General features: G+C 62.5%; 1 protein-coding gene. It reads right to left on the bottom strand.

What is annotated here, in order from left to right:
- Positions 1-53 precede the first annotated feature (53 nt).
- On the bottom strand, positions 54-339 hold a 286-nt coding region (locus JFT63_RS29385), incomplete at its 5' end, for a DUF2878 family protein (protein WP_198792961.1).

The raw sequence follows: 339 nt of genomic DNA, 5'->3' as shown, positions 1-339 counted from the left end.
GGCGCGCAGTGTAAGGCAAGTGCGTCAGATGCGTATGAATGCTCGGACGGGCGTCAGTGTTCCAGCCTCTGCGCAACCCCGTGTAACAGCGGAAAGAGCATGGCCCATAACAGCGCCAGGCCGATCAGTGTTGGGGCGGTGCCGTACGCAAAACTCACGCCTGCCAATTGACTGCCGGCGTAATAAGACAACGGCCCGCCCACCGCGCCTAGCAGGCTGGCGAGCCACCAGGGCCGTGCGCTCCAGGCCAGGCAATGGCGCAAGGTGGTGGCCAGCAAGGCCCATAACAGTATCAGCCACAGCGGAATCAGTGGCCCCGGCGTATTGAACTCAAACACG

This window comes from Pseudomonas sp. MF7453, from assembly GCF_016405455.1.
Taxonomy (GTDB): Bacteria; Pseudomonadota; Gammaproteobacteria; order Pseudomonadales; family Pseudomonadaceae; genus Aquipseudomonas; species Aquipseudomonas paralactis.
Note: the sequence above shows the minus strand (reverse complement) of the source record. Positions and strands in the feature narration are given on the sequence as shown.